Below are 24094 nucleotides of genomic sequence, written 5' to 3'. Positions count from 1 at the left end.
GTAAGATAATAAATAAACAATATTTAAGAGTTTTTTGTTTTTAAAAGGATATGTTTTTATATTTCCTTAAATTTTCCTTCATGAGAAAAATAATAATACTGCTCGTCAGCATTTTTTTAATTTCTGGATGTGTTGAAAGAAAAACAATAAGAATGAATATGAACGAGCTTATAAATGATGCTGAAAAGGAGGTTTATAATGAATCGTTGTATTACTATTATGGATATAAATCCCTTGAGGAAGGGGATATATTGATAATAGAAGATAATATATCTGGAAAAATGTCTCAAGAGAATATAACATTTTTATCTTTCACTTCATCTCCGGATTATGGAATATATTTCAATGCAAACTTAACAGATTTAAAGGAAGGCGATCATGTTGAAGTAAAATTGCACATAAAGAAAGATAATTTCAAAAAAGCAATAAACAGCAGTATATGGACATATGAACTTGAGGTTTTTGAAGAAGGATGGGATTTTACCCAACACACCCCAGTTCCAATTTCTGCTTCATCAATAAAGCGTATTTAATCATATATACCTGTTCATCATTTCAATCACTTCCCTGCTATTATTTGCTTTCCTATAATCTTCGAGAGGCATTCTATTTAATTCAAGAAAATTCAATCCCCATTTAAATTTACTAAGCAAGAGTTTTGCATGCTCTTCTTCTCCAAAAATGAAAATAGTTGAAGCAAGAGCTTCTACAGTGCTAAGCATGCATACCTTTCCATAATTTACAGGATTTGCCGCTAAAAGATAGGGTAAAGCTCTGCGGTTATTACATCTTATCTTTGAAAAAAGCAATTCCACATTTTTCCAAGAACAATCTATTGCAATTATATTTTTGAGTTTTGAGTCTTCTCTTGATAAAGATTTTTCAGAAAAAGGATCCAGCAAAATTGCATTATAAGGCAAATTTCTTAAGTTTTTTACAATTTTTATTAAACCAAATCTCGCAAGTTTTTTTGCGGTGCATTTTTTTGGGTCATCATCATTTGAATGATAAACATATAGATTATATTTCATACCCCATCTCTGCCATCTTCTCGGGCAAATATACATCGGTTACATAATCCAACCCATATTTTGCCAGAGCCTGCTGCTCTGATTTTTTATTTATTTCCAGTTGCAATTTTATTTCTTCCTTCCAGAATTCATCCTGGAAGCGGGGGTCAGTGAGCTCGGCATTAAGAGCATTTATGTCTTCCTCTGTAAGTTTATCTGAGGGAAGTTCATATGAAAGAATGTCTGACGGAGTTATCCCTAAAAATTGTGCGGAAGGGGTAGCTAGATATTCAGATATATGGGCGGTTTTTATTGCACCATATGCTATTGATGCGTATATCCTGTAACTCCATGGGTCACCATCAGTAAATACAATAACAGGCAAATTTAACTCTTCATTCATTCTTTTTATTAACCTTCTTGTGCTTCTTGCGGGCTGGCCTTTCAGATGTATCAAAATGCTGTTGCTTTTCTCATCAAATTCATTTTCAACAAGGCGATCAAACATACCACCTGTTTCAATTGCTATTATTCTGTCCGCGCCTGCTTCAATAAATCTTATTTTATCCTTTTCAACATTATATGGAATTGAATATCCACTATCTCCAACATCATCCTGACAATGTATTTTTTTTCTTTCCCCTTTTCTTGTTACTTCTTCTATTACAATGTTCCCGATTATGCTTGCCCCATCTTCCTCAGGACGAAGTTTAAAATCCTCTCTCAAAGCCTTTGTTAATATCTCAAGGTCTTCAGCAAGTTTATCAGATTCATCCTGGCTCTCAAATTTTGCCTCCCCCCATCCCTCAGATATATAATACATTTCCCTCAGCGTTGAGCTTTTCTTCTGTTCTATCATCTGATTTATAAATTCAATTGTATATAGCATCCTGAGCAGAGAAACCGCACCCGCCAGCACGGCGGCGGAGCGCAAACTTTTTTCATTTCCGTACTTCCACACTCTATATCTTTCATCAAAAATTATGTTTGATTTTATTCTTGCTGGTAGCTCCACAGAAGGAATTTTTCCATCTACCATATCTTCATATAATTTTTCAACAATTTTTTTCAAATTTTCTTGCACATTTATCATTCTTCACCCTCCCATTTCTCTGCTCCTATAACATTTATTGGGTCTATTTTTCCAACATATATATTGTTTTCAAATTCATCTCCTTTAAGAAGTATAGAAAGCTCTCTTTTTTCGGTTGGCTTTATATCCTTTATCTCCCATTTTATAACTCTATCCCTTACTTCAGCTGGCTCTGGAGAAATGCTTATTATTCTTTCCTTGGGGGCTTCTAAATATAGCACAAAACTACACGGCTTATTCTTATAATTTGTTATATAAAGCCTGCTTTCCGCATTTCCATTCTTTGCTGATACTTCATCTTCAATCCATATAACATTCATTATCTTTGTTATTATCCTACTGACATCGGGAACATCCCTACCAAGCATACTCGATGATTTTTTTGCAATTTCTGGAATTATTTTAGCAACAAGAAAGAATTTACTTCTCGCCTTCTCTCTCTTTTCCTTTTTTGAGAGATGAATTTTCATTTTCCTAGCACATTCCTGAAGAGATAATCTTATCTCCCTTTCTATTTCTTCAATATTAGCTATCGCTTCTTTTGATTCAGATGTAAATGGAACATTTACAGAAGCTACATGAACAAGAATTATGGCTGGACCATATGGCAACCCCTTTCCTCCTTTCTGCTCTAGTCCGTATCTGCGCCAGTCAATATTTTTTATTGCCTCTGTTATTACACAACCTCCTTCCTGATAAAGTAACGGAACCCTGTTTGCAAATCTCAGAATTTCAACCCTTTCATCCGATGGCAAGTTTCCCCCATAAACTATTCCTGTTTCAACCATAAATGGAGTTCCTGAAAAAACACTAGGGTTTCTTGTATTAACTGCTATAAACTCTGGTGAAAGCATCTGAGTTTCTTTTCTTAAACCTTTCCTGATAAGCTCTTCTCCTATTGGGGAAAGACAGTTTGTTGGCGGGGGAAGAAATTTTGTTTTCTTAAATGCTTCTATAATATTTTTTGCTTCTTCAAGGGTTATTTCACTCGGTTTCATTTCTTCTCTAATTCCCGCTTTTGATAAGACTTCCCTTGCTTTCTGAATACTTATCGATGAAAATTCGTTTGCGAGAAAATTGCTTATTTTTCTTGCATTTGCTTCTTTTAACATTCTCAAAAGCATGCCAATTTCTATGCCATAAGGATGGGGTTTTATTTCTTTCGGCGGATTCGGCATCTCATTTGTTACCCTTTCAAAAATTATTTTGTTTCCATCTGGTTCAATAAGAATTATTGAAGCATGGGGATTAACAATTGCAGTGCTCCTTAGATATTCATAAACACTCTGTTTTCTATTTTTTATATATTTACCCTTCACAAAAACCTCAATTTTTGTCCCGCTTTTCTTTTCCCAGTGAAGCATTTCTTCTTTCAAAATATGGGGAAAATTTTTTTTAGTATCTATAAAAAGTTCCAGTTTGTGCGCCGGAAAACCTTCACCTATCTTAGATGTAATAATTGCTGGCTTACCAGTGGTTAGCTGGGAATAAAGCACAACCGCAGAAATGCCTATTCCCTGCTGTCCTCTTGCCTGCCTTAGACTATGGAAACGCGAGCCGTAGAGCAGGCGTGCAAAAACATGGGGAATCTGACTTTTTACTATGCCAGGACCATTATCCTCAACAACTATCTTATATTCATCATTTTTTAATTCACTTATTTCCACCATTATATCTGGCAGTATTCCAGCTTCCTCACAGGCATCGAGCGAGTTATCAACCGCTTCTTTAACACATGTTATTATAGCCCTTGTAAGATTATCAAAGCCAAGTATTTGCTTATTTCTCTCAAAAAATTCCGCAACAGATATTTCCTTTTGTTTCTTACCAAGCTCTTCCGCTATATTCATTTATATAAATAATAGGTTCATAATTTAGATTTTTCTATTTGTGCAATAAAGAAAGTTGCTGCAAAAATTTGAATTGAAACAAGAACAAACATTAGGATACTTATAGAGTATTCATAAAGAAAGCCAGCTAAAGAGGCGCCCAAAAAGAAAGCAATTCCATATGAAAAATTGAATATGCCGTATGCAGTTCCTCTTTGCTTCACTGGTGTTATATCAGATATACCCGCCCTCATAATTGTTTCATGTGCTCCCATCACAACACCCCATAGAGCAACCCCTAGCAATGTTAAAAATTTGAAGTTGGAAAGAATAAAGATAGATGAAAATAAGGTGAGGATGGGAATTGAAATAAGAATTTTCAAACCATTGCCTTTTTCATTCATTCTATCATATGCCTTGCCTATAAAAATTGATGCAATTCCATCTATTGCCATAGCAAGCGCATATATAAGAGGAATCTGATAGTCAGAAAAAATATTTTTTGTCTTGAAATGATAGCCAGATATTGCAAAACTTATAAATCCAAAGGTTGTGATAAATGTAAAAATTGTATATTGCCAGAAAATTTTAGGCATCTTTCCCTCCTTCCTTTCATCTTCCTTTTCTTTTTCTATTTTTCCAGCAAAAAGATAGGCGAAAATAAGGGCAAGAATTAGTAATGTAAAGGGAATCCACATAAATTTAAATGTTAATTTATAGTCATCAACTAAAACATTTTCTTTATTTAGGAAAGCAAAGGCAAAAATCAAGGGACCAGCAATTCCCCCAACTTGATCAAGTAATTCATGCAACCCGAAGGCGAAGCCAGAGCCAACACTTTTTGTTAAATGAGAAATAATCGTATCTCTTGCGGGGCTCCTTAGTGCCTTTCCTATTCTCTCCATTATTATAAAAGCCCCAGCTATTTGCCATATATTTGCAAACGAGAGAGCTGGTATAAAAGCAATCATGCCATAGCCAATGAAAGTAAAAAGCCAGTATGCTCTGGTTCTATCGGAAAAATAGCCTGAAAACAGGCGAAATAAATAGCCAACAAATTCACCAAAACCCGCAATAAAGCCGATTATTACTGCATTTGCACCCAATATTTTTAAATAAGGACCAATAACACCCCTTGTTCCTTCATATACAATATCTCCAAATAAACTAACTATTCCAAAAATTATTATCAATCTTATTGCCAATGATTTTTTCGAATCCACAACTTGTATTGTAATGTTGATAAATATCTTTTGGGGTATGTTTATTTTATATAAAGGAGAAAATTGTAAAATAATTAAATTTCCTACTTTATTGCACAGAGTAATCATGTTTATAAGAGTAATTGCTCTTATGGTTTTCAAATATTGTTTTCAATCTTTAAAAAATATTCTTTTTTAAATACTGAAAAAGAGATAATTTCGCATCTCCTCATTTACAGCAAAAGCCACTTATTTTTCTATTTAATTCCATTTTCCTTTTCTTTTATTCTACAAGCCAACTAACCGGGATCGTCGAAAAAATCAGAATAAATTGCCATGTAAATGTTTATTATGAATAATAGCAATGGCAATTATGTGTTTCATTCTCATTGATTTTTTCTTATATCTCGTGAATAACAATCTTCTTGTCTCCAATCCTCCAAATATTCCTTCTATTACTCCTCAGAATTTCCTGTAGAGTTTATCATCAAATGATTCCAAAGCTTTCTTTCTATATTTTCTATGGGTTTTATTTTATCTGTTTATTATTGGCTTTATACCCAGCTTGAAACATTCCCCTACTAACCTCCTCGCAATCAAAACCAGCATCTGCAAATAGCACCTCAGCTTTTATTTGGATTTTCTTCAACATTCTCATTGCAGAATATGCATCTGATGCAAAGAAAGCATCAGCATTTATAATTGCTATCACATTTTATCCACCACTTTATACTTCTTCCTTCTGCATCTTATCAGTGTTGGAGAATATAATCTATCTGTTTTCACACCTGTAGAATCTATCAACACAGAAAATGTCTCCTCTCCAATTAAATTCCTTATTTCATTTCCTATCATTATGAGCAATTTTTTAAGATAATGATAAGAAATTCTATTGTTTGCTTTCTCAATTGTGCTATGATCGATATGTTTTACACACAAAACATCGGATAAGAGTTCATCGTCTCTTAAACCTAAATCAAGTAAAGTAGAAATGATATACATTCTACATATTCATAATGAGGATTGCAAAATCTCTTCCTCCCCGCTTTTCTTTCTAAAAGGTGCTTCTAAATTCCTTGCTTTTGCCAGAACAAAATAGTAAAGATTTTTTATATTGCCTAATTTATGCCTTGTATAGTATCTTTGCCATCTCTTCATCTCCACCCCCTGTGCCTTCCTACGGGGGAGGGAAATATAATTTAACGAAATTTTTCGACAATCCCCAAACTAACCAATAAATATTTAAATAAAAACAAAATTAGTTATATGCCAGAATTTACAATCGAGGAGAGCTTTTCGAAACATGAGGAAAAGAAGAAAATGGAGGAATTTTTTAAGGGATACGAAGAGCTTGCTAAAGAAAAGGAATGGAAAAAGACAGCAAAAGAAAGTATAGAAGAAATTGAGAGAATAGTGGATGAAGGAGTTGAAAGAAAAAAGAAAATTAAGGAAGAAAAGAAAATTGAGGAGGAAATAAAAAAAGAAGTTTTATATTCAAGTAAGGGAGGATATATCCTTAAAATAACAAAAAATGATAAAATTGACTACTATCTTATTACAAAAGTTGAAAATATAGAGGAGGCAATAGATAAAATTTCTTCTTATAAGCCCCTCATAGAAGAAAAATAAAAAAATGGTTGAAGCATTACATGCATGGTTGAGATAAAAGAATTTGAGGGGTTGAGAATACCCTACCCTCAGGAATTTTGCACAAAACCATATGATGTTATAAGTGATAAAGAAGCAAAAGAATTAAGAAAAAATCCAAAAAGTGCCATTCATATAATACTGCCTGAAGGAGAGTGTGAGGAAAAATATGAAAATGCAAGGAAAGCATATGAAAATTTCAGAAAGGAAATGATAAAAGATACCCCCTCTATTTATTTATATCAGGAAAAAAGCCATGAATTTTCGCAGAGAGGTTTTATTTTATGCGCCTCCCTGCTCGATTATGAAAGGGGAAAGATAAAAAAGCACGAGGAAACGAGAGAAGAGCCACTGATGGATAGAGTAAAGCTTATTGAAAAATTAAAGGCACAGACAGGGCTTATATGGACTGTTTTTAAGAAAAATAAAAAAATCAAGAAAATAATGGACGAAATGATGAAGGAGGAGCCATTAACTTCTTTCGAGAAATATGGGTATGAACACAAACTATGGAGAATAGAAAATGAAATAGAGGAAATAAAAGAATTATTCTCTCCACTTGAGTTTTACATTGCGGACGGCCACCACCGCATCGCTGCTAGCTGGTATTATTTCAGAAAATATGGAGGAGAAAAAGCAAAATATGCGATGGTCTTTTCGGCAAGCGATGATGAAATAAGGATTTTGCCTTATAACAGGATTATAAGGAAGGCAAGCAGTGAATTTTTTGAAAAAATTAAAAAAGATTTTGAAGTAGAGGAAATGGATGAAATTGAGGAGCCAAAGAAGCATGAAATACAAATGTACTGGAGGAAAAAATGGTGGAAAATTATCCCAAAAGAAATCCCAGATGATGTTGTCTCATCACTAGATGTAAGCATTCTGCAGGATAAAATCCTATACCCTATTCTTGGAATAAAGGATATAAGAAAGGATCCAAATATATTTTTTGTGGGGGGAAAAGTTAGCAGGAAGGAATATGAAAGAATGGTTGATGAGGAAGGAAATGAAATAGTATTTTACCTTCATCCAACAAGTATCTATGAAGTTGAGGCGGTTGCTGATGCGGGAAAAAATATGCCCCCAAAATCAACATGGTTCGATCCAAAATTGCTCACCGGGCTAATTATCTATGAATTAGTTTAATATACGAGGTGATGTTTATGAATATGCCTTTATTTGGAACAAATGGAATAAGAGGTATAGCAAATGAGGAAATTACCCCTGAATTTGCTGTTAAAATAGCAAAAGCAATTGGAACTTATTTTAATGGAAACATAGCGGTTGCAATGGATACAAGAATTTCAAGTGAAATGTTAAAAAACTCAGTAATTGCTGGTCTGATAAGTGTCGGTTGCAATGTATATGATGCAAATATAGCTCCAACCCCCGCTTTACAATATTATCTGAAAAATAGCGATTTAGACGCGGGCGTAATCATAACTGCCTCTCATAATCCTCCTAAATATAACGGAATAAAGGTTGTTGATAGGAATGGGGAAGAGTTGCAGAGAGAAGTTGAGGAAGAAATAGAAAATATATTTTATGCAGGCAATTTCAAAAAGACATCATGGAATGAAATCGGGAGCATATATACTGTAGATATAACAGATTTTTACATTGAAGGAGTAATCAAGAATGCGGAGGCGGAGGAAACAAAATTAAAGGTTGTAATTGACTGCGGGAATGGGGCTGGCTGCCTAGTGATGCCTTATTTAATTGCGAGTGTTGCGGATGTGCTTACGCTGAATGGCGAGCCAAGAGGGCTGCCATCGAGAAACTATGAGCCAGTTAAGGAGAATTTGAATGATTTAATAAGGACGGTGAAAGCTGTTAATGCGGACTTAGGAATAGCTTATGATGGAGATGCTGATAGGGCAATTTTCATAACAGAAAATGGTGAATATGTCAGCGGTGATTACAGCCTTGCAATAATTGCCGGGCATAAACTTGAAAAGAAAAAAGGAAGTATTGTTGTTCCTGTTTCTACATCAAAATGTGTTGAGGAATATGTAAAAATGAAAGGGGGAAGTATTTTTTATACAAAAGTTGGAGCAAGAAATGTTGCAAAAAAGATGAAGGAGGTAAATGCAATCTTTGGAGGAGAAGAGAATGGCGGACTTATATTTCCAGAGCATCAGTATTGCAGGGATGCAGGAATGGCAAGCATTTATATGATTAAGATGCTGACTGAAAGAGCGGGAAAATTATCTGATATTATTAAAAATTTGCCAAAATACTATACAGTAAAGGAGAAGATAGAATGCATGGATAAAGAAAAAGTAGTGGAAAAAATCAAGGAGGATATAGGTGGAAAAGCTGATTTCACTGATGGAATAAGAATAAACAGTGAAAATGGTTTCATTTTAATAAGACCTTCTGGAACAGAACCAATAATAAGAATTTATGTTGAAAGAAAAAATGAGGAGGAAGCTAAAAGAATTGCAGAAGAATACAAGAAGATGATAAAAGATTTATCAAAATAATTATTTTTTCTTTACCGCATTTATTGCTTTCTTAAATACGCCCATAAGGGTATGATATTCCCATTTTGATAGCATTGCCCTCCCAATTATTCTTCTAAACATAATTTCTGTATTCTCTCTTTTATGCTCCGGATAATCCACCTCTTCCATTAGAATTCTGAAAAATTCATATAGCTTTTCTTTTTCTTTCCCATCCGCAAGAACTCTCTTTCTTTCCTTATATTTGTTCATAAAAAGCTCATATAGGAATATATTTACTGCATGGGAAAGATTGAGAGAAGGATATTCTTCACTTGCAGGAATCTTAACTATTAAATCGCATTTTTTTAATTCTTCATTAAGCAATCCGTAATCCTCTCTTCCAAAAACAATTCCAATATTTCCTTCTATCTTATAAATTTCTCTTGCAAATTTTCTTACATCAGTTGCCTTCCTCAAATGATGTTTTTCATTTTTGCTATCCTTTGATGTTGTTCCAACTACATAATCAATATCCTTTATAGCATCTTCAAAATTTTCAAAAATTTCAGCCTTATCGATTATTTCCTGTGCGTGCATTGCATACTTTCTGCAATCATCATTATTTATATCAAAAGAAGGAGAGACAACATATAGTTTATTAAATCCAAAATTTTTCATTATTCTTGCAATTGCGCCTAAATTGCCAGCATATTTTGGCTCAACAACTATTATTGAGATGTCCATTTATAAGCTTATCATATAAACAAGCAGTGGATCAGTTTCTTCATACAAACCAGCTTTGTTGTATACAACAACATTTATGTATGCATACCCTATCCAGCCACGCCATATCCATTCATATGGATAAACCGTGTCTATATTCTGCAAATATCCATTTACATAAAATGATACATTTGCAATAGATGATTGCTGGTCTATAGCAATTGCTCTTACAACTATTCTTCCTATTATAACCGTATTACCTGTTGCAAGAGGCCAGATTGCTCTATCAAACAGATATAGATAGCCTGGAATTGGTCTTTCAAGAGTTACAAATGGCTCAGATTTATCTATCTTTATAGAGACACTTTTTATATTTTCTATATTTCCCTTATCATCCGCACTATAAAATTCTAAAAGATGCTCTCCTTCATCGCTTATAGTAAATGTTCCATTATAGTTTATCCAGCTTCCTCCATCTATTCTATATTTTGTATAAACAATTGTATCTCCATCTGGATCAGTTGCATTTAATGTTACATTTACATTGTCCAAATACCATCCGTTTTCTCCGCTTGGCGAGGCAGGGTCAAGAATGCAAGATGTGATCGGTGGGCTATTTGGACCAGTTATTGTAAAATTGTATATGCTGCTGCTTGCCCAGTTGCATGCGTTATCATGAGCGACTATCCTAAAGCTATATGTCCCAATTGTTGTATATGTCTGATTTAAATAATATGTATGACAGCTTATATAATTCATTGAAAAATTGCATTCTCCCGAACCACATGGATAAATTATAACCAGATAAACTTTATCCACACCCGCCCCCGAATCACTTACATCGCATGAAATATTTACATATCCTCCGATAACCTGTGTTGATGGATTTACTGAAATACCAGATATTGCTGGTGGCAGATTATCAACTGTGAAGGTAACATTATGTGTTGTTTCTTCATTTCCTAATCTATCATCGCTATAAAATTCAACATAATTTGTTCCAGCTGTAGTAAGGGAAAAAGCTCCAGAGTAAATTGAGAAGTTACTATCCTTTCCATAGCCCGTGCCTGGCGCTGGCGACCAGCTTCCGTTCCATATGCGGTAATATGTTGCATTTATCCCCGCTGGCGTATCTGTTGCGTTTAGGGTTATTGAAGAAGAAGGTGAAACATAGCCTCCTGAGGGGTCAATTATTGTAGTTGGAGCATGCGTATCTATTGCGGCATCTTCATCCGCCGCTGGAGGAGCGCTTTCTATATTATTTGCATTATCTTTTGCAATTGTGTAAAACTGATAATATCCATCTCCATTTGGAGCATTGAAATTCCATTGCCATGGAGAAGATGTATCTGTTGAAAAAATGTTCCAGGGTTGCCATGTTGCATTATTTGCACTGTATCTGTAGTAGAGGGTAACTTCTTTAACTCCAGATAAGGCATCATTTGCGGTAGCAGTTATTACAACAGGAAGTGTATTATACCAGTATGCCATTGAATCAACACTTGAAGAGGGAGACGAAGCATCATATCCCGCTATTGCATCCGCTATTGTTTTGCTTTCTGTATTTGCGGATGTATCATTTGCTATTGAATAAAATTCATAATAGCCCTCCCCATCTGGAAAATTAAAATTCCACTGCCATGGAGTGTTTTCATCCTTTCCAAAGAAAGTCCATGTTCCCCATGAAGAATTATCTGTGGAATAGCGATACCATAATGATACATTTGAAACAGCATAATTATCTGTTGCAGATGCAGTTATTGTGACTGATGAATTTCTCCAGTAGGGAGTTATTGCTGAAATGCTTGAGGATGGAGATGTTGTATCTTGTAATGTAAAAGTATAGGATGATGATTCTGCCCAATCGACTCCATCATATGCTTTAACTACATATGTGTATGTTCCTAGAGGATCAGGATAGGCATATGTTGAATTGTAATACCATGTCGTTGGTGGAATATTTGTCATTGAATAATTTCCTTTCAATGTTGAATTTGGATAATATATTTCAACATAAGCATTAGTTGCTCCTGTTATATCTGCAGTAATATTATTATATCCAGGAACTTCAACAGGATCAGGAGCATCACTTACGGAATTTATTGTAGGTTGAGCTATTGCAATAGGTAAAATCATTATAGCTCCTACTAAAACCATTAATTTTTTCATATGATTAAATTAAAATCATTTATTAAAGTTTTTTGGTAAGGTTTTATGGCACTTTAAGAATTTGAAAATTTAAAAAATAAGAAATGCCACACTAACTAATAGAATTAGTTAGGAAAAAATATCTTTTGCTGGGACAAGAAAAAGATAGAAATTATGATTGCCATAATTCTTTACTATGCAGAATAATGAAGCATGGCAGATGGTATCATAAATCTGCCCAATTATTTACTAATTCAGAAAATAAAGGCGTTGCATGGCAATAGATGTAATAAGATTTGTCAATAGCTTCTTGGTTTATTGCAAGAATAAGCCACTAATTAAGATAGGGCTCCATATATAAATGGGCATTAAAAAACATCCTCAAAGCAAGATGTTTAACTGCATTTTAGCCATTTAAAATCCAGAGGCGAGAATTTGTTGAAAGTGCCATGTGAATCAAAAAAATGATATATCATTTTTTGATTATCCAAAGATGCCAGTCATCAGCATAAGTTGTAGCGATTTAACTGAACTTATTGGAGTAAAATTTAAAAAAGAAGAATTAGTAGAAAAAATATCAGGTATGGGATTAAATATAGAAAAAATTGATGGAGATGAAATTTTCATCGAAATATTTCCAGATCGCCCAGATATGTTGAGTGTCGAAGGGATTGCAAGAGCCCTCAGAAATTTTATGGGAATAGAAAAAGGAATAAAAAGATATAAAATAGAAAAATCGGATGTTTTTTTAAAAGTTGAGAAAAGTGTTAAGGATGTTCGTCCCTATATTATGGGTTGTCTGATAAAAGATATAAAATTTAACAGCGATTCTATAGCTTCTCTTATGGAACTGCAGGAAAAGCTCCATTTATCCATTGGAAAAAATAGAAAAAAGGTTGCTATAGGAGTACATGATTTTGATAAGGTTGAACAACCATTTGTTTATAAGGGAGTAAAGCCAGACGAAATAAGATTTATTCCTCTTGCAAGAGATGAAGAGATGAATTTAAAGGAAATCCTTGAAAAACACGAAAAAGGCATCGTCTATGCCCATTTGCTGGAAGGAAAGGAGTTATATCCGATAATAATTGATAAACATGAGCGTGTTTTATCTTTTCCCCCTATAATAAATGGTCAGCTAACAGCAGTAACTGAAAAAACAAAAAATATATTCATAGATGTTACTGGAACCGATAAAAAGGCGGTAAAGGATGCTTTAATAATAATATCAACATCTCTCGCGGAGAGAGGAGGAAAAATTTATCAGGTTAAAATAGAGGATGAGGTTGAAAAATGCACTCCTGAATTTGAAAATTCAAAAAATGAATTAGAAACAAAATACATAAAAAAATTGCTTGGTTTTGATGAAAAAGAAAAAATTGTTGAAGCGCTTGAAAAAATGGGTCATGAGGTACATTTTAAAGGAGATAGAATGGTTGTTTTTTCTCCCCCATGGAGAATAGATATACTTCATAAAATTGATATAGTTGAAGATATAGCTAAGGGGTATGGGTATGAAAAATTCAATGAAATATTACCAAAATCGCTTACATTTGGCTCATCTCTTTCGAATGAGAAGTTGCATATTACAATGATTGGGCTGGGTTTCAATGAGGTTTTGACATTAAATATCTCAGGAAAAGAAAAGGAATTCAGGAAAATGGAAATGGAAGGAAATGCTGTTGAAATAGAAAATCCCTTATCAAGCGAGCATGCTATAATAAGGCAATCTCTAATTCCTTCTTTACTTGATATCCTTTCAAAAAATAAGCATCATAGTTTGCCACAGCAGATATATGAAGCGGGGGATGTAGTTAAGATTTGCGATAAAAAAATCGAGCAGAAAACCATGCTATCAGGAGTAAAAATAGATGCGAAGACAAATTTCAGCGAATGCAAATCAATTGTTGAAGCAATTTTAAGAAACTTTGGAAAGAAAATGGAATTGGAGGAAAAAAAGCATCCTTCTTTTATAGACGGGAGATGTGCTTCACTGTTTCATAATGGAATAGAAGTGGGATATTTTGGAGAAATAAAGCCATCTGTAATATGCAATTTTGAACTTTCCTATCCAGTTATTGCTTTTGAAATCGATGCTTCATTTCTTCTTTCTCAAAAATAAAGCTATTGCAAGTATCAGCAAAACGAGTTCGAAGCCAGGCGTGCGGAGCGGCTCGGGTTGGGGCAAATCTTTCGGGACGGGCGATTCAAGCACTCCTATATTGGCATCATCGGTGGTTTGGAAATAATATTTTCCTCCATATATTTTATTTGAATATGCATCTTTTATACCAGGGAAATAGTGAATTACCTCAACAAATATTTCGATTTCATTTAATGAATTTTTTTTCCATCCAATGTATTGTGGGGATGTTGAATAGATTAAATAATCCCCTGTCTCTCCTGATTTTGTTGCATTTACCTCATATTCTCCAATTCTATAAAATACTCTAAAACCTTTTTTGCTTATGTTTTTATAAACCTTTATTTCAATCTCTGATGAGGAATTTAAAACTTCATCGCTTTCTATCTTTATTAAATTGTTTTTATATGTGACTTTTCCTTCATATTTTGCTTCATTATTGTTTTTATCCTTTGCAACAATGAAATAATCGCTTACGGGATAGGTTAGATTATAGGAATAAACAGAGTTATTATCTTTTTTAATTTCATATTCATTTCCAGATATATTTATTACAACATTGCTAACATATGAATTATCTGTTATAAGAGCAAAAAGATTTATTGTTCCATTTTCCTGCTGAATTTCTGGGAGTGCAACAACCTCTATCTTTGGAGGGGAAACATCATGGAATGGTGGATTTATAAAAAGTATAAAAAATGCTAACCATGTTATAAAATAATAAAATATTGAAGCAATCCAATCTTTTTTGCTGAAATTTTTGATATCCAGTTTAAATATTTGGAAAAATTTTGCAAGAAAGCCAATTGAAGAAATTGCGAGCAGGAAGCAGAGAAGCCATCTAATGTTTGATGGCAAATTTACCCAGAAGAAAGAACATAGAATTGCCATTATTAATCCAAAAATAAAAGATATAAAATATATCTTTGCTTTTTTCTTTTCCTTTTCCTTGAATTTTTTTTCATCAAATTCCGGAAGCTTTATTTCCTCATTTTCCATATGTGCTATATAAAATCGATTAAAAAAGTTTGCATTAATGACAAATGCTACCAATTGCCATGGAATATAAAAAAACGAAATTAATATATATTGTTTTTTTCTATAATTTTGGAAGGATAGGCTGGTTGCAAAGGCATCCCATCCCCTCCCAAAAGATGCTTTTTTTGCCTGTCCTTCCATATATCTATTTATTTGAAAACAGATGATTACATGATGAGCAAAATTTTAATATAAATAATTATTTACCACTGGTGATAAACATGAAGAAACTGACAATATTTATAGTAGGAATGCTTGTTTTTTCGGCACTGGCAATTGCAAACAATCCACCAGAGAAGCCAACAATAAATGGACCATCAAGCGGTGAAGCGGGAAAGGAATATACTTTTACTGCTGTTGCAAATGACCCAGATGGAGACAAAATATTTTACTGTTTTGACTGGGGAGATGGAAATGAATTCTGCACTCAATATGTAAATTCTGGCCAGCAGGTAGAGGCAAAACATACATGGCAGGAAAAGGGAACTTATGTAGTTACTGTTACAGCAACAGATGAGCATGGAGCAAAAAGTGAGCCAGCAACATTGCAGGTTAGTATGCCCTTAAGCCAGAGCATTGGATATAGTGGAAGATTAAGAATATATATTTTAGAGCCAATATCAAGATGGAATGACTACAATAAAAATCCTTACAACTTTGGTTTTCTTGAATTTGCTTATGACGAAAATGTAAATGTTCCCTATATGGAGAAAGCAAATATAGAAGTCGATTGGGTCCCCTCTCAATCTAATTATCCAGATGTGAGTGAAGACAACATAATGGTGATAGCCGCTCTTTTCAACCCCTCGCCCCATAAAGGTTACGCATACCCACCAAGCAGGAATCCTTTCAATGCATATTATGTTGATGCCTGCGCCGCCGCAAGGCCTGGCGAGGAAGGAAGCAATTCTAAAGAGGGTACAACTCATACAGTATTTATAGAAGTGGCAACCGCTACATATTGTCCATATTGTCCCGCAATGGGAGGGGCGCTGAAGAGCATTTTTGATAAGAATGTATATCCTTTCTACTATGTTTCCATGATAGGGGATGTGAATAGTATAGCTTATAATAGATTAAAAAATGATTATAATTTATACGGTTATCCAACTGCATTCTTTGACGGTGGAAGAAAGGTGCTTGTTGGAGGAACAAGCAATGAAGCAACATATGAAAATGCAATAAATTATTGCATGGGACAAGATGTGCATGACTTAAACCTAAATCTTAAAGTTGACTGGCTAACCGGATGCGAGTGTGGTGCTATTTTAAAAATAAATGTTACAATAGAAAATCTTGAAATGGGTGATGTAACCCCACCGAACATAATTGTTGAAAAGCCAAAGAAAGGATGCCTGTATCTATTTGACAGGGAAATATTATCATTGCCCATAGAAACCGCAATAGTTTTTGGAAAAATAACATTGAAGGCAAATGTTACAGATGATTCAGGAGTTAAAAATGTTGTTTTCACAGTTTGTGGGGAAACATTGCTTGATGACAATGAGCCACCATATGAGTGCCTATATGACGGAACCTTTGGAAGCCATACTCTTATCATAGGAGCATATGATGTGAATGGAAACTATGCGGAAGAGCAGATCTATCTATATGTGATAAATATATGAATATGAAGAAACTGACAATATTTATAGTAGGAATGCTTGTTTTTTCGGCACTGGCAATTGCAAACAATCCACCAGAGAAGCCAACAATAAATGGACCATCAAGCGGTGAAGCGGGAAAGGAATATACTTTTACTGCTGTTGCAAATGACCCAGATGGAGACAAAATATTTTACTGTTTTAAGTGGGGAGATGGAAATGAATTCTGCACTCCATATGTAAATTCTGGCCAGCAGGTAGAGGCAAAACATACATGGCAGGAAAAGGGAACTTATGTAGTTACTGTTACAGCAACAGATGAGCATGGAGCAAAAAGTGAGCCAGCAACATTGCAGGTTAGTATGCCCCATACTCTTTCATCCTGCAGGATAACAAAGCCAAGAAATGGAATTTATGTTTTTGGAATAAAAGTATTTCCAATATTGGGGCAGATTGTAATTGGAGATATAAATGTTGAGGTCTATGCAACATCCGATATAAAAGTTGTTGATTTCCTGCTGCCTATGGCTTGCGGGTGCGGGCTGAAAGTGATGCACAGCGACAGCGAGCCGCCGTTTGAGTGGAAGTGGAACGAGGACTACAATAACAGTGAGGTTTTAGATGAGAAATTTACGCAGATAATTGTGAAGGGATATACTTCTGCGTGGGATGAATATAGAGACGAGATAATGATATACAAGGTGAAGATATGAAAGCAGTGATTCTTTTCCTCATCCTTTTTTCTTCTTTTGCCGGAGCTGTAAATGTTACTTGGGAGCCCTCTCAGCCAAAAGTTGGGGATGTTGTAACAGTATATGCTGAAATAGAAAATGTAACAAGTGCAAGTGTGGTAAAGCTTAAATATTGTCCTAATGAAGATGCTTGCTTTTATGAGCAGATGAAATATGAAAATGGCAAATGGGTTGCGAAATTCAATGCAACAAATGAAGGGAATTTCGAAATTGCAATAATCGTTGATAATAATGTTATTAAGGAAGATATAATAAAGGTGAACAGCAAAAAAACACCAGGGTTTGAAATTATTTTAATATCAGTGGCTCTTTTAATAATGGCAAAAATTAAAATGCATAAATAAATTCATTAACATGAAAAAATATCTTGCAATCCTATCTTTCATACTATTATTTTTCGTTTTGAAGGCAAATGCAAATGTATTTTGTGAGGAAGCAACAACTACAACATGCACCGCCTGCCCTGATGTGAGCGAAATTATTTATGAAATTTATAGCTCGCATCAATATCCATTCTATTTTGTTTCTCTTGTTGCTGATAAAAGCAGCGATGCAAATGAAAGAGTTAATGAATACAATGTGTATGGTTATCCAACGGCTTTTTTTGATGGTGGATATGAAGTTTTATTTGGAAAGAAAAGTAAATCGGATTATATAAAAGCGATTGAAAGTTCTCTTGCAAGGAGCAGAGCAAACATAAATCTTTCAATGAGGGTTATATGGAGAAATGAAGGGCTTAACATATCAGTTGAAATAGAGAATAGAGAAAGTAAAAATTATAGTGGCTACTTAAAAGTTTATGTTGTTGAACCAACTTCGAGATGGAAGGATGCGAGAGGAAATCCATTTCATTTTGCACTGCTCGGATATGCAATAAAAAGAGAAATAAATATTGAAAAAAATGAAAAAATGAGAATAGATGCAGTCTTTAATGAAGCAACAAACAAGGAAAATGTAATGGCAATAGCAGTCGTTTTCAGAAATCAATCGGAAATGAGATATTCAGACCCTCCATCTGATACGCATGCCTTTTTGGCAAATTTTGTGGATGCATGCATTGCGAGCCCGCCGGCGGAAGATGCCCCGCCATATATATATTTTACAAGGAAACCAAGAGATGTTGAGGGCTATGGGAATGTAACCTTTGAATGGAGTGGAGAAGATGAGGGTGAAATTCTTTATTCATACAGGATGAGCAATGAAGAATGGAGCAACTGGGATAAAAACAGAAAAGCAGATTATAACTTAAGTGATGGAGAATATGAATTTTTTTTAAGAGCAAAAGATAGCATCGGGCAGATAAGTGAAATATCATATAAGTTTATAGTAGATACCTCTTCCCCAAAAGTTGTTTATCATTATCCCGAAAATAAATCCGAGAATGTTCCGGTGCATGCTTCTATTATAATAAAATTCTCCCATGAGATGAATAAAAGCATTGAAATAGAAATATCTCCAAATGCAAGCTATTTCCTGGAATGGAAGAATGAAAAAGAATTGATTTTGGAGCCTTATATGGAATATAATACTCTTTATACTATAAAAATAAGTAATGCATCCCGCATCAGCGGGCAAAAAATGGAAGAATTTTATTTTTCATTTTTTACATCCTCTCCAGATAACATTCCTCCGGAAGTGAGCTATGCCGAGCCATTTAATAGCGAGTTATATGAATTTATAAAAATTAAATTCTCGGAGCCAATGTATCCTATTCTTCATAATGCAATAAAAATAAAGCCATTCATCAGTTTTAGTTATGAATGGGAAGAAAATGATTCATTGCTTTTAATTTATCCAAAATATTACTCTGCGGGGAAATATAATGTCACAGTAACAGATTATATGGAAGATAAAAATGGAAATCCATTAAAAGATAATTTTTTCTTTTCTTTTTCAATAACAAATCCATCGATATTATCTACAAATATTTTTGATGGAGAGGAAAATATATCAATAAATGAAAGAATTGAAATAAAATTCTCAAGTAAAATGAATAAAAGTTCTGTAGAGGAAAATTTATTTATTTATCCCCCTGCTGAAACTGTTTTTGAATGGAATGAAGATAAATTAATTTTGAAAATTGATTTTGAGAAAGGAAAAAAATATTTTGTAAATATATCAAAAAATGCTAAAGATTTAAGAGGATTGAATTTAAATGATGATTTTTCTCTTTCATTTTCAACTGAAAAGGAAATAGAAAGAAGAAATGAAACACCATCCTTCTCCTTCCTTATTTTACTATTTTCATTCCTTATTTTTTTAATAAGAAAAAAGAAGAAATAAAATCTGAATTGCTTCCCTTTATCCTATAATTTTATTTCAAAAAATAGTTTTCTCCATAACATATGCAGGCGAGCCATCAGTATAAAAATCGTTTATTTTTTCTCTTATTTTAAAGCCATTTTTCTGATAAAATTTTATTGCTTCTCCATTATCTGTTCTTACTTCAAGAAAAATCCTTCTTACTTCTGGAAATCTTATAATAAGTTCTCTTAAAAGAGAGCTTCCTATGCTCTGCCTCCTATATTTTTTACTTACCGCGAGCATTAGAACTCTTAAATCTGTTTTAGAAATTTTTACACTGATTATAAAGCCAGCAATTTCATGGTTTTTTTCAGCGACTAAAAACCCATCTGGATAGGAAGTCCATAAATAAAGTAAGAATTCAGATGAATATTTTTCTGGAAAGGATTCATTAGCAATCCTCAAAACTGCATCTATGTCCTTATATTCAAATTTTCTTATTGCCATTTAAATTCAATAGCATTTGTTGGACAAGCATCAATACATTTTCCACATCTTATACATTCATTGCTTTTATTTTCATATGGCATTTCTATCTGCATCGGACATATTTTAGAGCATTTAAAGCATTTTATACATTTTTCTTCACTATACTTTATCTGCAAAAAACTTATCCTGTTAAAGCAAGCCATCATCGCCCCAACAGGGCATAGATACCGGCACCACCCCCTTGCTACAAGAATTATCAAAATAAAGAATCCTGCAACAAAAATCATCTTTGGATAGAAAAAAACAGTGAATGTGTAACCTGTTGGATTAATCAGTAAATAAGGCAGTGTTCCAGTTAGTCCTCCTATAGGGCAAATATCCGTGTAAGCCAATTTTCCAGTAAAAAAGCATGCGAAAGGAATTGCAATAAGAATAAAATATTTAGCATATCTGAATTTGTTGTCTTTCTTTTTTATTTTCCTACCCTTAATTAAATCCTGCAAAAAACCAATAGGGCATGCCCACCCACATGCAGCCCTTCCAAAAATCATGCTAACTGTAAAAATCGTACCACCTAAATAAATCAAAAGATAAAAAGTTCTGTCAGCAAATGCATGTTCAAGCACTCCGATTGGACACGCAGCAATTGCCAGAGGACTTTCCCAGCAATAAAAATAGGAATAAATTAAGCCAGTTGCCCCAAAGATGAAGGAAAAATTGCTTATTAAAAGAAAGGAAAGCTGTGAAACAATCCTTTTTTTCTGCAATCCCGCTTTTTTTAGTGCAAAAAATGATGCAATTGCAAGAGGTATGCAGGCATAGGCAAGCGGGCAGGCGGGGCAATTCAAATTGCAGGCCATTTCTCACCCTTCGCTTTTTCCAATATGTTTTTCAGTTCGTCTATTGAGGGTCTTCCTCCTTTTCCGTCTGGCGGGCCTGAGAAGGCATACCAGTAAATTTTTTCGTTTTTTTCAAACATAATCACTGTTGTAGGAACAGAGCTTTTTGAATTATAAATTCCTATTGTATTTTCTGCATCCTTTGATATGTCTATTGTAACAAGTATGGCGTAGCTAAAATTTTGAGAAAATTTTCCATCTTCTTCACTCCCTTCAACCATGCCCTCATTCTTCATTTCCTCCCATTGCTGCTTGCACGGCTCGCATGCGGGTCCATAGAAAAAAATCATCAAAATATTATTTTTTGAGAAGTTTATAGCCCATTCAGGATGAGTTGGTATACCATTCATTCCATAGTTATGCGGATATTCAATCCAGAATTCCCCAAATTTTTGTGATTTTGAAACTATTGCAATGCAACCCTGGCAAACCATTTCATTCAATTTTTTTGTTTTATTATAGCATAGGTAAGCTCCTGAAACGAGAAGAATAATTGCCGTGCAAAGCAATAATTTTTTCATATTCCTATCTGCAAGGGATTTACAAGCTTTTTAAGCACTGCAATTGCTGAAAGTGAGGCAAGATAGCTTGTGCTCGGATTTTTTGGATTTGGCAAGTTTTCTACTTCTGCTCTAAGCCTTCCAAATTTTCCATGAGCTAATATCTTGTGGCTGTTGTATTTTATAACTGGGTCAGCCACGATTTTAACCTTTGTATTATCAAAGCCAATTCCCGCCAAAGACAGGCATGCCGCAACATTTATATTTTTCGGGAAGTGTTTTATTGCCTCCCTTGCATTTCCCTCATAGAGTATCGTCCTCTTATCAAAATGTTTTCCAAATGCTTCAGGTGCTTTTGTTGTTACAAGGGTAACTTCATCAAGCTCTCCTATGCTTGCAGCCTTTATTGCATCCAAGCCAGCCACCGCTCCAGATGGAAGATATATTTTAGCCCCACCTTCTTTTGCTTTTTTAATCAATCTTTCCCTAAATTCATCATCAAAAAGAGCTCCTATTGTCATTATTACAAGGTCCTTTCCTTCACTTACTATTTTTTCTGCATAATCATAAACCGCCTGCTGGGATGCCGCTTCAAAAATTACATCAACTTTTTCCAAAAATTTTTCTACTTTCTCAAATTTTGCTTTTTTAAGCTCTTTTGCAAGCTTTTTTGCCTTCTCTTCTACTATGTCATAAAGATAAATTTCCTCAATTTCCTCCATTACATCTGCCGCTCTTGCAACATCGGTTCCTATTGCCCCGCAACCTATTATCCCTAATTTCATTTATTAAAAAGTATATTCTGGTATAAATATTTATTTAGTTGGATTAACAATCTTGCCCAAAAATAAAATACTTCCAGTATCCCTTTCTTGTATTATGAATATAAATGGATGGTCGGCTTTAAAAATAATTTTTGATGGCGCTGAAGTGGGCATGATAACAGCGCTTGCAGCGGCTGCCTCGCTTCCTTCCTCATCAACACTGATGTATGCCTTATGAATTACGGCTCCAATCCAAATTTTTTCGCTTGTTATACCTGAAAAATCCGCTTTTCCTGGCTGGAAAGCAGATATTATTCCTAAAGATTTTAGATTTTCATTTAATGTGTATGATGTTTCAATTTCAAATTTTGGAAGGTGAATTTCATCTATCATTGTTTCTTTCATCATGCTTTTCCACTCTTCGAGATTGTTTAAATCCAGGCTTTCTTTTTTTGGCAAAAATATTAGCATGGAAAATTTCTCTCCTTTATAAGGCAATTCCAGAATTTGCAAATCATCTGTTTCAGCATATTTAAAGAATTTATCTGGCTTCAAGCACATCATCTGGACTTTTACAATATTTGTTTGATTTATTTTGAAATCTTCTTCATATGTGAATGATTTATTAAATTCATATTTCCATATTCCCTTAAAATAGATTGCATTTGTAATAATTAATCTTGTAGTTGGGTCAATTTCTTTAATAAAATCTTTTATTTTGCCATTTGTTTGTTCTTCTATAAAACGATTTATTATTTCCATTGATTTTTCATCAGAAAAATCTAAATTTGATGCTTTTCCACCATAATATCTTTCAACATTCCTTTTATATTCTTCAAACAATAAAAAATCTTTTTGCACCCATAAAGCATTTCCAGTTCTAGTATAATCATTTTCATTAATTTTATTATAAAGTAAAGCAAAATTTGGTCTGATTATTTCTTCATCTGGAAGAGCAAGCACATCTCTCATTTCTTCAGCTGTATCATTTTTTGCTCCTTCATATGTTATCAAAAGAGCGGATAGAATGCTATAGGGGGAATAAAAAATGTTTCCTTCATTCTTAGCAAGTTCATAATAGAGTTTCAATGCAAATTGGTTGTTTGCATTTGCCACCTCTTTCAAACCTTCGGGTGTTGAACTGCTATCATCTGCTCTTGGGGGCTGCTTCGGCTCATAAGGATAAAGAAATAATATACTTCCAGTTGCTAATATTGCAGATATAAAAATTGCTATGCCAATTGCTAAAAATTTCCTTTTCATAAATATTAAATACTAATCTCTATTAATTCCTTTCTTTTATGTTAGCTTTTTGGTTAATTAAAATTTTTTATTCCTTTACTTTTGCTGCAGCCCTTGCTATCATTATTGTTGCTATAACTGCTATAATTGTAACTATTATTGCATATGCGAGCATCGCTGGAATAGATTCCTGCTCCCCAAATATTGCTTTGAAGATTGCAAGAATTGCCCCGTTCCACGCAAGAGCAGCCACAAGTCCGAATGCGGCGGTTATGAGCGCCGTCATTGCCTTAAGTACTTCTCCTTTTAAGCTCATAAAA

The 24094-nt window shown here is 34.0% G+C and carries 25 protein-coding genes; 9 read left to right on the top strand and 16 right to left on the bottom strand.

The annotated features are described in order from the left end of the window. The first annotated feature begins 80 nt into the window (after positions 1–80). The gene (locus tag H5T45_00270) at positions 81–533 is read left to right on the top strand and encodes a hypothetical protein (GenBank protein MBC7128155.1); all 453 of its coding nucleotides are present in this window, start codon (positions 81–83) and stop codon (positions 531–533) included. On the opposite strand, the gene H5T45_00265 is transcribed toward H5T45_00270, so the two are convergent. The 7 genes from H5T45_00265 to H5T45_00235 form a co-directional block, all read right to left on the bottom strand. Beyond that, positions 534–1031, bottom strand: coding sequence for a DUF367 family protein (locus tag H5T45_00265; protein ID MBC7128154.1), 498 nt, complete (start codon positions 1029–1031; stop codon positions 534–536). It abuts the gene before it with no gap. Beyond that, positions 1021–2103, bottom strand: a complete 1083-nt coding sequence (locus tag H5T45_00260) for a DNA topoisomerase IV subunit A (protein ID MBC7128153.1) — start codon at positions 2101–2103, stop codon at positions 1021–1023. The genes H5T45_00265 and H5T45_00260 overlap by 11 nt, the downstream gene beginning before the upstream one ends. Next, positions 2100–3953 carry a DNA topoisomerase VI subunit B gene (locus H5T45_00255; GenBank protein MBC7128152.1) on the bottom strand — a complete coding sequence of 618 codons (1854 nt, stop codon included), beginning with the start codon at positions 3951–3953 and terminating at the stop codon, positions 2100–2102. The genes H5T45_00260 and H5T45_00255 overlap by 4 nt, the downstream gene beginning before the upstream one ends. A 17-nt stretch (positions 3954–3970) precedes the next feature. Next, a complete protein-coding gene (locus H5T45_00250; protein MBC7128151.1) occupies positions 3971–5155 on the bottom strand; it encodes an MFS transporter in 1185 nt (394 codons plus the stop codon). A gap of 508 nt (positions 5156–5663) precedes the next feature. Then, the gene (locus H5T45_00245; protein ID MBC7128150.1) at positions 5664–5846 is read right to left on the bottom strand and encodes a hypothetical protein; all 183 of its coding nucleotides are present in this window, start codon (positions 5844–5846) and stop codon (positions 5664–5666) included. Further along, positions 5843–6136 carry a hypothetical protein gene (locus H5T45_00240; protein MBC7128149.1) on the bottom strand — a complete coding sequence of 98 codons (294 nt, stop codon included), beginning with the start codon at positions 6134–6136 and terminating at the stop codon, positions 5843–5845. The genes H5T45_00245 and H5T45_00240 overlap by 4 nt, the downstream gene beginning before the upstream one ends. A 9-nt stretch (positions 6137–6145) precedes the next feature. Next, positions 6146–6292, bottom strand: coding sequence for a hypothetical protein (locus H5T45_00235; protein MBC7128148.1), 147 nt, complete (start codon positions 6290–6292; stop codon positions 6146–6148). 108 nt (positions 6293–6400) lie between these two features. On the opposite strand from H5T45_00235, the gene H5T45_00230 reads away from it, so the two are divergent. Genes H5T45_00230 through glmM form a run of 3 tightly spaced genes read left to right on the top strand, consistent with a single transcriptional unit; the run spans position 6401 to position 9267 of the window. Continuing rightward, positions 6401–6763, top strand: a complete 363-nt coding sequence (locus H5T45_00230) for a hypothetical protein (protein MBC7128147.1) — start codon at positions 6401–6403, stop codon at positions 6761–6763. Between the two features lie 24 nt (positions 6764–6787). Further along, complete coding sequence (locus H5T45_00225) at positions 6788–7927, top strand: DUF1015 domain-containing protein (GenBank protein MBC7128146.1); 1140 nt, start codon at positions 6788–6790, stop codon at positions 7925–7927. A gap of 17 nt (positions 7928–7944) precedes the next feature. Next, entirely contained in the window at positions 7945–9267 is a 1323-nt protein-coding gene (glmM, locus tag H5T45_00220) for a phosphoglucosamine mutase (GenBank protein MBC7128145.1), read from the top strand. Here the strand turns inward: glmM and H5T45_00215 are convergent, their stop codons facing one another. Both H5T45_00215 and H5T45_00210 read right to left on the bottom strand, forming a co-directional pair. Further along, positions 9268–9972 carry an RNA methyltransferase gene (locus H5T45_00215; protein MBC7128144.1) on the bottom strand — a complete coding sequence of 235 codons (705 nt, stop codon included), beginning with the start codon at positions 9970–9972 and terminating at the stop codon, positions 9268–9270. Beyond that, the gene (locus tag H5T45_00210) at positions 9973–12120 is read right to left on the bottom strand and encodes a hypothetical protein (protein ID MBC7128143.1); all 2148 of its coding nucleotides are present in this window, start codon (positions 12118–12120) and stop codon (positions 9973–9975) included. A gap of 472 nt (positions 12121–12592) precedes the next feature. On the opposite strand from H5T45_00210, the gene H5T45_00205 reads away from it, so the two are divergent. Further along, positions 12593–14221 carry a phenylalanine--tRNA ligase subunit beta gene (locus tag H5T45_00205; protein MBC7128142.1) on the top strand — a complete coding sequence of 543 codons (1629 nt, stop codon included), beginning with the start codon at positions 12593–12595 and terminating at the stop codon, positions 14219–14221. On the opposite strand, the gene H5T45_00200 is transcribed toward H5T45_00205, so the two are convergent. After that, on the bottom strand, positions 14198–15241 hold the full coding sequence (locus H5T45_00200; GenBank protein MBC7128141.1) for a hypothetical protein: 1044 nt from the start codon (positions 15239–15241) through the stop codon (positions 14198–14200). The genes H5T45_00205 and H5T45_00200 overlap by 24 nt on opposite strands. A 260-nt stretch (positions 15242–15501) precedes the next feature. Here H5T45_00200 and H5T45_00195 point away from each other — a divergent pair, with 260 nt between their 5' ends. Genes H5T45_00195 through H5T45_00180 form a run of 4 tightly spaced genes read left to right on the top strand, consistent with a single transcriptional unit; the run spans position 15502 to position 19919 of the window. Further along, entirely contained in the window at positions 15502–16908 is a 1407-nt protein-coding gene (locus H5T45_00195; protein MBC7128140.1) for a PKD domain-containing protein, read from the top strand. Positions 16909–16910: 2 nt separating this feature from the next. After that, positions 16911–17597 (top strand): PKD domain-containing protein, encoded by a 687-nt coding sequence (locus H5T45_00190; GenBank protein MBC7128139.1) that lies wholly within the window; start codon positions 16911–16913, stop codon positions 17595–17597. Continuing rightward, positions 17594–17980: a hypothetical protein gene (locus H5T45_00185; GenBank protein MBC7128138.1), complete on the top strand. Its 387-nt coding sequence runs from the start codon at positions 17594–17596 to the stop codon at positions 17978–17980. Before H5T45_00190 ends, H5T45_00185 begins: the two co-directional genes overlap by 4 nt. 10 nt (positions 17981–17990) lie before the next feature. Beyond that, entirely contained in the window at positions 17991–19919 is a 1929-nt protein-coding gene (locus tag H5T45_00180; GenBank protein ID MBC7128137.1) for an Ig-like domain-containing protein, read from the top strand. A gap of 36 nt (positions 19920–19955) precedes the next feature. Here H5T45_00180 and rimI read toward each other — a convergent pair whose 3' ends face one another. The 6 genes from rimI to H5T45_00150 all read right to left on the bottom strand — a co-directional run bounded on the left by rimI (position 19956) and on the right by H5T45_00150 (position 24090). After that, on the bottom strand, positions 19956–20387 hold the full coding sequence (gene rimI / locus H5T45_00175) for a ribosomal protein S18-alanine N-acetyltransferase (GenBank protein MBC7128136.1): 432 nt from the start codon (positions 20385–20387) through the stop codon (positions 19956–19958). After that, positions 20378–21229 carry a 4Fe-4S binding protein gene (locus tag H5T45_00170; GenBank protein MBC7128135.1) on the bottom strand — a complete coding sequence of 284 codons (852 nt, stop codon included), beginning with the start codon at positions 21227–21229 and terminating at the stop codon, positions 20378–20380. The genes rimI and H5T45_00170 overlap by 10 nt, the downstream gene beginning before the upstream one ends. Continuing rightward, positions 21214–21789, bottom strand: a complete 576-nt coding sequence (locus tag H5T45_00165; protein MBC7128134.1) for a hypothetical protein — start codon at positions 21787–21789, stop codon at positions 21214–21216. The genes H5T45_00170 and H5T45_00165 overlap by 16 nt, the downstream gene beginning before the upstream one ends. After that, positions 21786–22553 carry an aspartate dehydrogenase gene (locus tag H5T45_00160; GenBank protein MBC7128133.1) on the bottom strand — a complete coding sequence of 256 codons (768 nt, stop codon included), beginning with the start codon at positions 22551–22553 and terminating at the stop codon, positions 21786–21788. Before H5T45_00160 ends, H5T45_00165 begins: the two co-directional genes overlap by 4 nt. A gap of 30 nt (positions 22554–22583) precedes the next feature. Continuing rightward, on the bottom strand, positions 22584–23795 hold the full coding sequence (locus H5T45_00155; protein MBC7128132.1) for a serpin family protein: 1212 nt from the start codon (positions 23793–23795) through the stop codon (positions 22584–22586). A gap of 67 nt (positions 23796–23862) precedes the next feature. Beyond that, positions 23863–24090, bottom strand: coding sequence for a hypothetical protein (locus tag H5T45_00150; protein ID MBC7128131.1), 228 nt, complete (start codon positions 24088–24090; stop codon positions 23863–23865). Positions 24091–24094 lie beyond the last annotated feature (4 nt).

The organism is Thermoplasmatales archaeon (assembly GCA_014361245.1).
GTDB lineage: Archaea > Thermoplasmatota > E2 > UBA202 > JdFR-43 > JACIWB01.
The sequence above is the reverse complement of the archived record's forward strand: the minus strand, read 5'-3'. Positions and strand labels throughout refer to the sequence as shown.